The sequence below is a fragment of the Bradyrhizobium sp. IC3195 genome, from assembly GCF_020193585.1.
GTDB classification, from domain to species: Bacteria; Pseudomonadota; Alphaproteobacteria; order Rhizobiales; family Xanthobacteraceae; genus Bradyrhizobium; species Bradyrhizobium yuanmingense.
Window position 1 is genome coordinate 262,556 of sequence record NZ_JADYVG010000004.1, and the last position, 11,816, is coordinate 274,371.

12 protein-coding genes are annotated in these 11,816 nt (G+C 64.1%); 5 read left to right on the forward strand and 7 right to left on the reverse strand.

All coding sequences use genetic code 11. From position 1 onward, the window contains the following. Positions 1 to 33: 33 nt before the first annotated feature. Together I6F09_RS11595 and bla are read left to right on the forward strand one after the other, a co-directional pair. On the forward strand, positions 34 to 1,464 hold the full coding sequence (locus I6F09_RS11595; RefSeq protein ID WP_036025855.1) for an aldehyde dehydrogenase family protein: 1,431 nt from the start codon (positions 34 to 36) through the stop codon (positions 1,462 to 1,464). A gap of 123 nt (positions 1,465 to 1,587) precedes the next feature. Beyond that, positions 1,588 to 2,478 carry a subclass B3 metallo-beta-lactamase gene (bla, locus tag I6F09_RS11600; RefSeq protein WP_036004611.1) on the forward strand — a complete coding sequence of 297 codons (891 nt, stop codon included), beginning with the start codon at positions 1,588 to 1,590 and terminating at the stop codon, positions 2,476 to 2,478. 35 nt (positions 2,479 to 2,513) lie between these two features. Here the strand turns inward: bla and I6F09_RS11605 are convergent, their stop codons facing one another. Beyond that, a complete protein-coding gene (locus I6F09_RS11605) occupies positions 2,514 to 3,491 on the reverse strand; it encodes an SMP-30/gluconolactonase/LRE family protein (protein ID WP_225188088.1) in 978 nt (325 codons plus the stop codon). A 90-nt stretch (positions 3,492 to 3,581) separates the two neighbouring features. On the opposite strand from I6F09_RS11605, the gene I6F09_RS11610 reads away from it, so the two are divergent. Beyond that, positions 3,582 to 4,406 carry an NAD(P)-dependent oxidoreductase gene (locus I6F09_RS11610; protein WP_225188089.1) on the forward strand — a complete coding sequence of 275 codons (825 nt, stop codon included), beginning with the start codon at positions 3,582 to 3,584 and terminating at the stop codon, positions 4,404 to 4,406. Between the two features lie 7 nt (positions 4,407 to 4,413). On the opposite strand, the gene I6F09_RS11615 is transcribed toward I6F09_RS11610, so the two are convergent. From I6F09_RS11615 to I6F09_RS11630, 4 genes are all read right to left on the reverse strand, one after another. After that, a complete protein-coding gene (locus I6F09_RS11615) occupies positions 4,414 to 4,824 on the reverse strand; it encodes a cupin domain-containing protein (RefSeq protein ID WP_225188090.1) in 411 nt (136 codons plus the stop codon). A gap of 44 nt (positions 4,825 to 4,868) precedes the next feature. Further along, positions 4,869 to 5,321: a carboxymuconolactone decarboxylase family protein gene (locus I6F09_RS11620; protein ID WP_225134137.1), complete on the reverse strand. Its 453-nt coding sequence runs from the start codon at positions 5,319 to 5,321 to the stop codon at positions 4,869 to 4,871. A 161-nt stretch (positions 5,322 to 5,482) separates the two neighbouring features. Beyond that, the gene (locus I6F09_RS11625) at positions 5,483 to 6,016 is read right to left on the reverse strand and encodes a DUF417 family protein (RefSeq protein ID WP_082641336.1); all 534 of its coding nucleotides are present in this window, start codon (positions 6,014 to 6,016) and stop codon (positions 5,483 to 5,485) included. Between the two features lie 30 nt (positions 6,017 to 6,046). Then, complete coding sequence (locus I6F09_RS11630) at positions 6,047 to 6,859, reverse strand: SDR family oxidoreductase (protein ID WP_036004628.1); 813 nt, start codon at positions 6,857 to 6,859, stop codon at positions 6,047 to 6,049. A 105-nt stretch (positions 6,860 to 6,964) separates the two neighbouring features. Here I6F09_RS11630 and I6F09_RS11635 point away from each other — a divergent pair, with 105 nt between their 5' ends. Continuing rightward, entirely contained in the window at positions 6,965 to 7,897 is a 933-nt protein-coding gene (locus tag I6F09_RS11635) for a LysR family transcriptional regulator (RefSeq protein WP_109144533.1), read from the forward strand. Positions 7,898 to 7,912: 15 nt separating this feature from the next. On the opposite strand, the gene I6F09_RS11640 is transcribed toward I6F09_RS11635, so the two are convergent. Further along, positions 7,913 to 8,884, reverse strand: coding sequence for a hypothetical protein (locus I6F09_RS11640; RefSeq protein ID WP_225188091.1), 972 nt, complete (start codon positions 8,882 to 8,884; stop codon positions 7,913 to 7,915). Between the two features lie 365 nt (positions 8,885 to 9,249). Here I6F09_RS11640 and I6F09_RS11645 point away from each other — a divergent pair, with 365 nt between their 5' ends. Further along, positions 9,250 to 10,962 carry an IlvD/Edd family dehydratase gene (locus I6F09_RS11645; protein ID WP_225188092.1) on the forward strand — a complete coding sequence of 571 codons (1,713 nt, stop codon included), beginning with the start codon at positions 9,250 to 9,252 and terminating at the stop codon, positions 10,960 to 10,962. 12 nt (positions 10,963 to 10,974) lie between these two features. On the opposite strand, the gene I6F09_RS11650 is transcribed toward I6F09_RS11645, so the two are convergent. After that, positions 10,975 to 11,769 carry an enoyl-CoA hydratase/isomerase family protein gene (locus tag I6F09_RS11650; RefSeq protein ID WP_225188093.1) on the reverse strand — a complete coding sequence of 265 codons (795 nt, stop codon included), beginning with the start codon at positions 11,767 to 11,769 and terminating at the stop codon, positions 10,975 to 10,977. Between the last annotated feature and the right edge of the window lie 47 nt (positions 11,770 to 11,816).

Below are 11,816 nucleotides of genomic sequence, written 5' to 3' on the forward strand. Positions count from 1 at the left end.
CGCCCCCTCCAAGCCCCCAAGAAGAGGTTAACGATGGTCAATCGCATGCAATTCTACATCGACGGCGCCTGGGTCGACCCCGCCGTCAAGAAGTCCACCGCCGTGATCAATCCGGCGACGGAAGAGGCGATGTACGAGGTTGCGCTCGGCTCCAAGGCCGACGTCGACAAGGCGGTTGCCGCCGCCAAGCGCGCTTTCGCGACCTTCTCCCAGACCAGCCGCGAGGAGCGCGTCGCGCTGCTCAGCAAGGTCATCGAGGTCTATAAGGGCCGCCTCAAGGAGATCGGCGCCGCCGTCTCCGACGAGATGGGCGCACCGCTGCCGATGGCGGAGAAGCTGCAGGCCGGCGCCGGCCTCGGCCATCTCATGACCACGCTCGACGTGCTCAAGAACTATCATTTCGAGGAGCCGGTCGGCACCGCCATGGTGCTGCGCGAGCCGATCGGCGTGGTCGGCATGATCACGCCCTGGAACTGGCCGCTGAACCAGATCGCCTGCAAAGTCGCGCCCGCGCTCGCCGCCGGCTGCACCATGATCCTGAAGCCCAGCGAGTTCACGCCGACTTCGGCGCTGATCTTCGCGGAAATCCTCCATGAAGCCGGCGTGCCCAAGGGCGTGTTCAACCTCGTCAACGGCCTCGGCCCCGAGGTCGGCGCCGCCATGAGCGAGCACCCTGATATCGACATGATCTCCTTCACCGGCTCGACCCGCGCCGGCATCGACGTTGCGAAGCGCGCAGCGCCCACCGTGAAGCGCGTCAGCCAGGAGCTCGGCGGCAAGTCGCCGAACGTCATCCTCGAAGGCGCCGACCTCACGAAGGCGGTGACCGGCGGCGTGATGCACATGTTCAACAATTCCGGCCAGTCCTGCAACGCACCCTCGCGCATGATCGTGCCGCTGTCCAAGATGAAAGAGGTCGCCGCGATCGCGAAGGCGGTCGCCGACAAGACCAAGGCCGGTGATCCCCGCGCCGAAGGCACCACCATCGGTCCCGTGGTCAATCGCGGCCAGTGGGACAAGATCCAGGGCCTGATCAAGAAGGGCATCGACGAGGGCGCAACGCTCGTCGCTGGCGGTCCCGGCCTGCCCGAAGGCGTCAACAAGGGCTTCTATGTCCGTCCGACTATCTTTGCCGACGTCACGCCTGACATGACGATCGCGCGCGAAGAGATCTTCGGGCCGGTGCTGACCATCATCGGCGCCAAGGACGAAGCCGACGCGGTCAAGATCGCCAATGATACGCCGTATGGCCTCGCGGGCTACGTCACGGGTGCGACGGTCGAGGACGCCAAGCGCGTCGGCCGCCAGATCCGCGCCGGCAACGTCAACCTGCAGGGCGTGCCCAACGACCGCACCGCGCCGTTCGGCGGCTACAAGCAGTCCGGCAACGGCCGCGAATGGGGCAAGTTCGGCCTCGAAGACTTCCTCGAAGTGAAGGCCGTCGCCGGCTTCAACGCGGCGTAGTTGATACGGCGCTTGCGCCGCGAGGGGATGCCGGCTTCCAGGGAAGCCGGCATCTTTGCTGTGAGACCAGCCGCTTTACGGCGACAACAGCCCGTCAAATCAAGAAAAGCAAAGGGACGGAACGTGAGAAAACTGATCATCGCATTCGTTGCGCTGCTGGCGCTGTCAGGCGCTGCGCAGGCCCAGACGGTGAAGGATCTGCTCAACACGCTCAGGGCGAAATGGAACGAACCGACCGAGCCGTTCAAGATCATCGACAACGTCTACTATGTCGGCACCAACGGCCTCGCGTCCTACCTGATCACATCGCCACAGGGACATATTCTGGTCGATACCGTGATGCCGGAATCGACGTCGCAGATCAGGACGAGCATCGAGAAGCTCGGCTTCAAGATCAGCGACATCAAGTATCTCATCAACACCCACGCCCATATCGACCACACCGGCGGCTTCGCCGAGTTGAAGCGGGCGAGCGGCGCGCAGATGGTCGCGGGCGAGGCCGACAAGCCGTTGCTCGAAGGCGGCTATTATCCGGGTGCGCAGGAGGAGAAGGCGCTCGACTTTCCGCCGGTGAAAGTCGACCGCACGGTGCGTGAGGGCGAGACCGTCGCGGTCGGCAGCGTCACGCTAACGGCGCGCGAGACGCCCGGCCATTCGCCGGGCTGCACCAGCTGGGCATTCTCGGTGAAGGATGGCGATGCAACACGCTCGGTGTTGATCTTCTGCAGCGGCACCGTCGCGCTGAACCGGCTTGTCGGCAGGCCGACCTATGCCGGCATCGTTGACGACTATCGCAAGACCTTTGCGCGTGCCAAGGACATGAAGGTCGACATCCTGCTGGCTCCTCATCCCGAGATGTACAAGATGGCCGAGAAGCGCGCCAAGCTCGCCGGCGGCGGACCCAATCCGTTCGTCGACCCGGGCGAGTTCAAGGTCTATGCGGCATCGCTGGAAAAGGCGTTCGAAGAGGCGCTCGTCAAGCAGACCGCGGCGGTACAGGAGAAGAAGGGGTAGAGGCGGTCGGTGGTTGGGCGCGCTGTATGTAAAACCTATCCCCCCACCGCGCCTTGCGTGTTCACGTACAGCGCGTAGATCGACTGGCTCGCGGCCATGAACAGGCGGTTGCGCTTGACGCCGCCGAAGCAGACGTTAGCGCAGCGCTCGGGCAGGGCGATGCGGCCGATCATGACGCCGTCGGGCGCGAACACCACGACGCCGTCGAGCTCGGGATCGCCCATGCCCCAGCCGCACCAGAGATTGCCGTCGATGTCGCAGCGCATGCCGTCGGGCGTGCCCGGCCCGGCATCGATATGGACGCGCTTGTTTGCGATCGTGGTGCCCTCGGGCGAGACGTCATAGGCGAGGATCTTGCGGTTCGGCACGCCCCGCGATTCCACGATATAGAGAATCTTCTCGTCCGGCGAGAAGCACAGCCCGTTCGGTCCAAGCACGCCTTCGGCGACGATGGTCGCCTTGCCGGTCGATGGATCGAGTCGATAGACGTTCGGATCGATCTCGGGCTCGGCCTTGTAGCCCTCGTAATTGCCGAGCAGGCCGAAGGTCGGGTCGGTGAACCAGATCGAGCCGTCCGATTTGACAACGACATCGTTCGGCGAGTTCAACCGCTTGCCGTTGAATTGATCCATCAGCACGGTGATGCTGCCGTCATACTCGGTGCGCACCACGCGCCGGCCGCCGTGCTCGCAGGTGACGAGCCGGCCCTGCCGGTCTCGCGTGTTGCCGTTGGCAAAATTCGAGGGCTTGCGGAACACGCTGACCGCACCGGTCTCTTCCTCCCACTTGAGGATGCGCTGGTTCGGGATGTCGCTGCACAGGAGATAACGCCCATCGCCGAACCACACCGGCCCCTCGGCCCAGCGCAGGCCGGTCGCCAGCCGCTCCACCGCCGAAAGCTTCAGCCAGTATTTTTCGAAGCGGGGATCGAGGGCCTTGATCGAAGGATCGGGGTAATAGGTCGCCGGCCGCCAGCCTGGCCGTTCCTCGGTGTGGGACGATGCCTCATTCATGCCGGTTCTCTCGTTTCGTTCCCTCTGGACAATCCTGCTATCATTAGAGACACGTGATCGCAAATTCGGTCACCAACGGCGAGGGACGACATGCCGCGTATTCTGATGACGGGAGCTTCGGGCGGGATCGGCACCAGCCTGCGGAAGCTGTTGCCGCCGATCTACCCGGATCTCCTTCTGTCCGATATCAAGCCGCCGGCCGATCTCGGCCCCGATGAAAAATTCAAGGCCGCGGACCTTGCCGATCTCGCGCAATGCGAGGCGATCTGCGAGGGCGTCGACGGCATCCTGCATTTCGGCGGCTATTCGGTCGAAGGCACCTGGGATCAGATCCTCCAGGCCAACATCATCGGCGGCTACAATCTGTTCGAGGCGGCCTACCGCAAGGGCGTCAAGCGCGTGGTGTTCGCCTCGTCGAACCACGCCGTCGGCTTCTATCCGCGCCATCACAAGATCGGCACCGACGTCACCCCGCGCCCCGACGGCCGCTATGGCGTCAGCAAGGTGTTCGGCGAGGCCGTCGGCGCGCTCTACGCCGACAAGCATGGGATGAAGGTGACGTGCCTGCGCATCGGCAATTTCGGCGACATGCCGCTGGACAAGCGCCGGCTCTCGATCTGGCTCAAGCCGGACGATCTCGTGCAGCTCTGCCGCATCGGGCTCGAGCATCCCGACATCCATTTCGAGATATTCTACGGCGCCTCCTTCAACGAACGCGCCTGGTGGGACAACCATCGCGCCTACCAATTCGGCTATCGCCCCACCGGCCGCGCCGAAGATTTCCGCGAGCACGCCATGGCCGAGCAGGCCAAGCTGAAGCCGGATCCGGTCGGCGATTATTTCCAGGGCGGCACGTTCTGCAGCATGGAGTTCGACGCCGACCCGGGTCGTGTGATCGACTGGAATAAGCGGTAGAGATCGTTCACCGGCCGAGCGTCAACAGCGGCTTGCCGGTCTCGACAATGTAGGTCGCAAGCTCCGCGGCGTTGCCGCTGCCGACATTCTTCACGGCGTGATGCACTCCGTGAGGAATGAGCAGCACGTCGCCGGCTTTCAGGATGACGGGCGGCCTGCCGTCGAGCCGATATTCCAGCTCGCCTTCGATCAGATAGACGAGCTCTTCGCCCGGGTGGCTGTGCCCGACGGCAACGACGCCCGGAGGAAAGTCGACGCGAACCTGGATGACCTCGCGCCCGGGCGCACTCAGCGCTTCCTTCATGAGATGTGTGCGCTTGATGTCGCCCAGTCGTGGCTCTTCGGATCGTGCCGAGAGTGAAGCCAGGCTGATTGCGGCGATCAGCGCCGCCGCAACCACGATTCCACGTTTCGTCATGTGAATGTCCTTTCGGATTGTGCAGGATGTTGTCGGTGAGCGCATCAACCGGCGGCAGCCGCCGGCGTTGCGCGAAAGCTGATGGCCATGCGGTTGTAGGCGTTCATCAGGCTGATCGCGATCGTGAGGTCCACGAGCTCACGTTCTTCGAACACAGCGCGTGCGGCCTGGTATGTCTTGTCGGGCACGCCGGTCTCGGCAACCCGTGTCACCGTCTCCGCCCAGGCAAGGGCGGCTCGTTCGCGTTCGTCGAACAGATTGCCCGCCTCGCGCCATGCCTGCAGCAGCGCGATCTTCTCGACCTTTTCTCCCTTGTTGAGCAGGTCGCGGGTGTGCATGTCCAGGCAGTAGGCGCAATTGTTAATCTGAGAGATCCGCAGATAAACCAGCTCGATCAGCGTGGCGGAAAGCCGGCTCTGCAGGACGTAGCCGTAGACGCCGCCGAGCGCCTTGATCCCTGCCGGGGCGATCTGGTTATAGTCGAGACGCTTACTCATGTTTCTCTCCTTGACGATGATTCTGCTGGACGGCGGTGGTCAGATCCTTCTCGCTGCTGTCACGACGAACACCGCGAGCAGCGTGAGCCCCGCCGAGGTTGAATCGTATTTTCATGGCGGGGCTCCTGTTCGAGTTCGGCTATTGCGCTGTGGCTGAGCTCTCACCTGCGGATGACGGCCTTCAGCGAGTCCGTGAACACCCAGAAGGAAGCGGCGAGCAGGCCGACGTCCTTCAGCAGGAACTGACCCGGAGCGACCGTGATCGCGGGGACCCCGAGCTCCGGCACGACGACGCCGGGCGTCGAGATCATGAAGCTCAGCGTGGTGACGAACAGCCCGGCCGACAACAGGCCGCCGGCCGCGGAGTAGATCGGGCTGGACAGGCGGAGCGCGATCAGGAGCCCGATGCTGAGTTCGACGAAGCCGAGAAAGGTCGAGAAGCCGCGCACCGAGAACAGCGTGTAGAACCATCGCAGCAGCGGACTGTTCTCGACCAGGGGTACGAGTCCCTGTGCTTCGTAGTCGGTGAATTTCATCCCGCCGAACCAGGCGTAGATGATTGCGAGCGAGGCGTAGAGACCGATCCGGCTGATCGGTTCGGCGTAAGCGAGCAGGCGTTCAGACTGTTCGCGCCAACTGATCGTGCGACGCAGGGCGATGGATAAGGTGGACGATTGGCTGATGATGCGTGACATGGTGATCTCCGTTTGATGCCGGTTGTTCGCTCACGCATTCACGTGCGTGTGCAGGTTGTAGCGAGGGGCGGGAATAGTGCTCGAGAGCTTGTTCGTCATGGCAAGCCGCGCGCTCTCGTGGCGATCCCACTCCGACTTGTCGGCCAGCGCCGGGATCGTCACGACTTCGCCGAGGTCGAGACCGGCGAGGGCGGCGTCGACCAGGTCGTCGGCCGACATGACGATCTCTGCCGGAAGCTGGTGAACCGGCGTGCCCGCGATGTCCCAAAACTCCGTCGCAGTGGCGCCCGGCAGCACGGCCTGAATGCGGATGCCCTTCCCGGCGAGCTCGTGAACGAGTGACTGGGTGAATGCGAGCACGAAAGCTTTCGAGCCGCCGTAGACGCCGTTGAGCAGCTCCGGCGCGATCGCGACGATGGAAGCGATGTTGATGATCGTGCCGTGGCCGCGGGCGATGAATCCGGGCACCGCTGCGTAGGTCAGGCGCGTCAGTGCACCGACGTTGAGACGGATCATGTCTTCCATCTTGTCGATGTCGGAATCGATCAGCGGGGCCGAGGCGCCGACGCCGGCGTTGTTGACCAGCACCGAAATGTCGCCGTTGGTTCTGATGAGTTGCTCGACGCGGCGGAGGTCGGCAGGGGATGTGAGATCGGCTTCCACCGTTTCCACCTTGCGGCCAGTTTCGTTGCCGAGCCTGCGCGCGAGCGATGCGAGCCGCTGCCTGTTGCGCGCAACGAGGATGAGGTCGTGGCCGCGCTTCGCCAGGCGATCGGCGTAGATCGCGCCGATTCCGGTCGAAGCTCCGGTGATGAGGGCAGTGCCTGTTCTGGTCTGGGTCATTTTCGTCTCTCCTTCGGTTTGGGTGCGGAGAGGAATAGGCACTTCCGGAAATGGTGGGTATCTGGCAAAATCGGGATCTTTCCTTCCAGAATATGGAAGTGTCCCATGGATCGTCTCGAAAGCATGTCGGTGGTCCTGGCGGTGGCGGAGGCGGGCAGCCTGTCCGCCGCCGCGCGCCGTCAGAAAATGCCGTTGGCAACGGTGAGCCGGAAGGTTTCGGAGCTCGAGGAGCACCTCCAGACCAAGCTGTTTCATCGCTCGAGCCGCGCGCTCGTCCCAACGGACGCCGGTCGCTCCTACATCGCCGCGGCCAAGCGAATTCTCGCCGACCTCACCGAAGCCGAGCGCGTTGCCTCTGGCGAATACACCACGCCGCGTGGCGATCTCAGCATCACGACGCTGGTCGCGCTCGGTCGGCTATGCTTGCAGCCGATCCTTGCCGAGTTTCTTGCGGCATTTCCGGAGGTGGATGTTCAGCTCATCTTGCAGGACCGGACGCTTAACCTTCTGGACGAGAACATTGACGTCGCGCTTCGTGTCGGCGATCTCGCCGACAGCGGCCTGATCGCCGTGCGCGTTGGGGAAATTCACCGCGTCGCCTGCGCCAGCCCGTCCTATCTGAAGCTGCGGGGAACGCCGAAGGCTCCCGATGATGTCTCCGCCCACGACTGCATCAGCTATCCTCCGCTTCAATCGCCGGGGACGTGGAGATTCAAACGAGGGCAGACCGAGTATGCAGTGCCGGTGCGGTCGCGCTTCATTGCGAGCAATCTGGAATCGGCCATCGATGCCGCGCGCGCAGGCATCGGGATCACCGTCGTGTTCTCCTATCTGGCGTCGGATGCGCTGAGGTCTGGAGAGCTCGTTGCGGTCCTGCAGGACTTTCAACCGCCGCCGCAGCCGGTCAGCTTCGTCTACTCGCCCAACCGCTTCATGCCGGCGAAGCTGCGAGCGTTTCTCGACTTCGCAGGGCCGCGCCTGAGGGCGCGCTTGGCCGACAGTCCCGGAAACGTTGCGCCGCGGAGGCCGCGGGCGTAACTGCGGGCCCGCACATCAGAAATGCAGGTTGAGCCGCAACAGCGCCTGGTGCCGCTCGAACTGATCGAGGTTGAGGCTGCGAACGTCGCCGATCGCCTGGCCGGCAACCTGCATCTGCCAGGTGCCGGAGATGCCGACCTCCTTCGAGATGTTGTAGGAGAAGGTTGGGCCAGCAAAGACTGCGTCTCCCAAAAAGCGGTCGAGGCCGCCGCCGTCATAGGCCCGCGCGTAGCGCACGCCGAGGCCGAGCACGAGGTCTGGCTGCACTACGTAGGAGATCGCGGCCTGGAGCTGCATCTCGGAATCGTGTCGCCAAAGATTGGTCGAGATCTCGCGGGTTCCGCCGGTCCCGTACCAGACGTTGAAGGCGGCGAACAGCCTGTCCTTGACCAACTCGCGATCGAACAGCGCGGCAAACTCTGCGCCATATTGCGCGATGTGCATGCCGCTGCCGTCGTCAATCCGGCTCCAGCCGGGCTGCGCATGGAGGGTCAGCCCAAAGGGCGCGACGGCGCGATCGAGCAGCTTGTAGCGCAGTTCGAGCGCCACCCCGCCGAAAGCGAGGTCGCGATGATCGGCAAATCCCGGAACGCCATTGATGTGATGTCCGGTCAGTGCGAATCCGGGTGCTATCCGGAAGTTGTCCGAGACCGTGTATTTGACCTGATTGAGATTGGCCCAGGCTGCGTAAGTGCCGGAGCGCTTGCCGAATGCGCCGACATTCTCGAACTCGATCTCCATTTCGCCGGGCTTGCCGATGTCGGAGCCCATGCTGAAACCGAAGATGTGCTCCGTGTCGATCTCCGAATGAGCCGACGGCAAACCTCCCGTCAGCTTGCTGACGCCGGGGGCCGGTGCGGAGCCGGGCCAGGCATAGGCGAGGCCGCGTGGACCGTCGTCGGCAGAGGCGGAGACGCAACTCGCCAGATGACCGGCGACGACAATTGCGGCCGTTATTGCGCCCCGGAAGCTCGACTTTCTCAGCACGACATCCACCAACCCACGCGAACCAAGGGCACTGATCGACGCAGGGAGCTTGGTTCACGCGCAGCCCCTGCGATTGCAAGTCATTCGCAAGAACAATTCCACAGAATGGCCGGCCGTGCAACTACTTGCTAATCATTCTTAGTTGCGTTCAATGGAATTCACTTCGGCTGGGCGGCGGGTCGGGTCCGATCCACGCTGGAGAGGCTGGAAACGGGAGATTCCCTGCGCGTTCGGCGCCGTCCCGTGCGGCAATGCCGCGCGGTGCTCAGGAGTGCCAGAAACCAAGCGTCAGGCCTGCAAGCCGAGTTATTGACAATCAGGGCGCTGGCCTTACCACCACGACAAAAGCTGAAGGGAGCGCCCTGATGACGAGTGGCTTGCGCAAGGGTCTGACGAGCTATGGCGATGCCGGTTTCTCGCTGTTCCTGCGCAAGGCGTTCATCAAGGCCATGGGCTATTCTGACGACGCGCTGGAGCGCCCGATCGTCGGCATCACCAACACCTATAGCGACTACAATCCCTGCCACGGCAACGTCCCTGACATCATCGAAGCCGCCAAGCGCGGCGTGATGCTGTCGGGCGCGATGCCCTTCGTGTTCCCGACCATCTCGATCGCGGAGAGCTTTGCGCATCCGACCTCGATGTACCTGCGCAATCTGATGGCGATGGACACCGAGGAGATGATCCGCGCCCAGCCGATGGATGCGGTGATCGTGATCGGCGGCTGCGACAAGACGCTGCCGGCGCAGGTGATGGCCGCGATCAGCGCCGACCTGCCGACCGTGGTCATCCCCGTCGGGCCGATGGTGGTCGGTCATCACAAGGGCGAGGTGCTGGGGGCCTGCACCGATTGCCGCCGCCTCTGGGCGAAATATCGCGCCGGCGACATGGACGATGCCGAGATCGAGGCGGTGAACGGCCGGCTGGCGCCATCGGTCGGCACCTGCATGGTGATGGGCACGGCCTCGACCATGGCCTGCATGATCGAGGCGATGGGCCTGTCGCTGCCGATGAGCGCGACGATTCCCGCGCCGCATGCCGAGCGTTTCCGTCTCGCCGAGGCCAGCGGCAAGGTTGCCGCGGAGATGGCCAAGGCCAAGGGCCCGAAGCCGAGCGACGTGTTGACGCCGGCCTCGTTCAAGAACGCGCAAGTCGTGCTGCAGGCGATCGGCGGCTCGACCAACGGCCTGATCCATCTGACCGCGATGGCGCATCGCTCGCCGCACCGGCTCGATCTCGCAGCGTTCGACCAGATCGGTCGCGAGGTGCCGGTGCTGGTCGATCTCAAGCCGTCCGGCGAGCATTATATGGAGCACTTCCACCACGCTGGTGGCGTACCGAAGCTGCTGGCGCAGCTCGGCGATCTCGTCGACCTCGATGCCAAGACCATCAGCGGCCAGACGTTGCGGGAGATCGCGGCGAATGCGGAGGACGTGCCGGGCCAGGATGCGATTCGTCCGCGTGATAATCCGATCAAGAAGGAGGGCGGCCTCGCCATCCTGCACGGCAATCTCGCCCCGCGCGGCGCGGTCATCAAGCAATCCGCCGCCAGCCCGAAGCTGCTGCAGCACACCGGGCGCGCCGTCGTGTTCGAATCCGTCGAGGACATGACCTTGCGGGTCGACGATCCCGATCTCGACGTCAACGCCGACGACGTGCTGGTGCTGCGCAACGCCGGCCCGAAGGGCGCGCCGGGCATGCCGGAAGCCGGTTATCTGCCGATCCCGAAGAAGCTCGCGCGCGGCGGCATCAAGGACATGGTGCGCATCTCGGATGCGCGCATGAGCGGCACCGCGTTCGGCACCATCGTGCTGCACATCACCCCGGAATCCGCCGTCGGCGGGCCGCTGGCGCTGGTTGAGAACGGCGACATGATCCGCCTCGATGTGGCCAAGCGCAGCATCGAGCTCTTGGTTGACGCCGCCGAGCTGGAGCGGCGCCACGCTGCGTTGAAGCCGGTGGCCGCGCCGGAAGAGGCGCGGCGCGGCTACGCCTGGCTGTTCAACGAGACCATCCTGCAGGCCGACGAGGGCTGCGATTTCGACTTCATGCAGAGAACGGGCCCCGCGAAGGGCTGAGCCACCGCCTCGCTACTTCCCCTTGCTCGTGAACTTCTTCACGGCGGTGCGGAACGCTTCCGTGTTCATCGCCATGATGATCTTGTGCTCCTCGGCATCGAGCTGCTGCTTCACCGGCGTGGTCGCCGCTTGATAGACCAGCTGCTTGGTGCCGGCGATTGAAGCCGGCGGGTTCTGCGCGAGACGCTCGGCAAGTTTTCGCGTCGCGGTCTTCAACTCGGCCGCGGGGACGGTCTTGGCAACCAAGCCCCATTCATAGGCCTGTTGCGCGGTGAAATTGTCCTCGGCGAGAAAGATCTGCAGCGCCCGGCGGGAGCCGACCGTGCCGACGATGCCGACGGTCGAGCCGCCGTCCGGCGACACCCCGATCTTGGCATAGGCCGGCGTGAACTTGGCATCGTCAGCGGCGATGCAGAGATCGGTGACGAAGGCGAGGCCCATGCCGGCGCCGGCGGCCGAGCCGTGCACGCTCGACAGCGAGATCTTCGGCATGCGCCTGATGATCTCGATGAAGGCGTGATAGTGCTTCAATAGCTCGCCGACGACTGAAGTCACCGTGCCGGCTTCGGCGGCGGCCCCGATCGTCTGCAGGTCGCCGCCGGCGCAGAACGCGCGGCCTTCGCCTTCGAGCACCACGACGCGGATGTCGTCGGCGCCTTCGATATAGGTTGCGAGCTGCTCGAGCTTCTGGGCAATCGCAAGATCGATCGCGTTGAATGCGGCAGGGCGGTTCAGCGTGATGGTCGCGATCGGGCCGTCGACCTTGAGCAGGGCGGGATCGTCGGGCTTTGAGACGGGAGCGGTCATCTTAAATTCTCCGGCAGGAGGTCGAGGCTCGAACTAAATCGCAGAAG

What these genes read in the sequence shown, in the direction of transcription:
- I6F09_RS11595 (WP_036025855.1), top strand. Translation starts at nt 34, where the DNA reads ATGGTCAATCGCATGCAATTCTACATCGACGGCGCCTGGGTCGACCCC.
- I6F09_RS11605 (WP_225188088.1), bottom strand. Translation starts at nt 3,491, where the DNA reads ATGAATGAGGCATCGTCCCACACCGAGGAACGGCCAGGCTGGCGGCCG.
- I6F09_RS11610 (WP_225188089.1), top strand. Translation starts at nt 3,582, where the DNA reads ATGCCGCGTATTCTGATGACGGGAGCTTCGGGCGGGATCGGCACCAGC.
- I6F09_RS11615 (WP_225188090.1), bottom strand. Translation starts at nt 4,824, where the DNA reads ATGACGAAACGTGGAATCGTGGTTGCGGCGGCGCTGATCGCCGCAATC.
- I6F09_RS11620 (WP_225134137.1), bottom strand. Translation starts at nt 5,321, where the DNA reads ATGAGTAAGCGTCTCGACTATAACCAGATCGCCCCGGCAGGGATCAAG.
- I6F09_RS11625 (WP_082641336.1), bottom strand. Translation starts at nt 6,016, where the DNA reads ATGTCACGCATCATCAGCCAATCGTCCACCTTATCCATCGCCCTGCGT.
- I6F09_RS11630 (WP_036004628.1), bottom strand. Translation starts at nt 6,859, where the DNA reads ATGACCCAGACCAGAACAGGCACTGCCCTCATCACCGGAGCTTCGACC.
- I6F09_RS11635 (WP_109144533.1), top strand. Translation starts at nt 6,965, where the DNA reads ATGGATCGTCTCGAAAGCATGTCGGTGGTCCTGGCGGTGGCGGAGGCG.
- I6F09_RS11645 (WP_225188092.1), top strand. Translation starts at nt 9,250, where the DNA reads ATGACGAGTGGCTTGCGCAAGGGTCTGACGAGCTATGGCGATGCCGGT.
- I6F09_RS11650 (WP_225188093.1), bottom strand. Translation starts at nt 11,769, where the DNA reads ATGACCGCTCCCGTCTCAAAGCCCGACGATCCCGCCCTGCTCAAGGTC.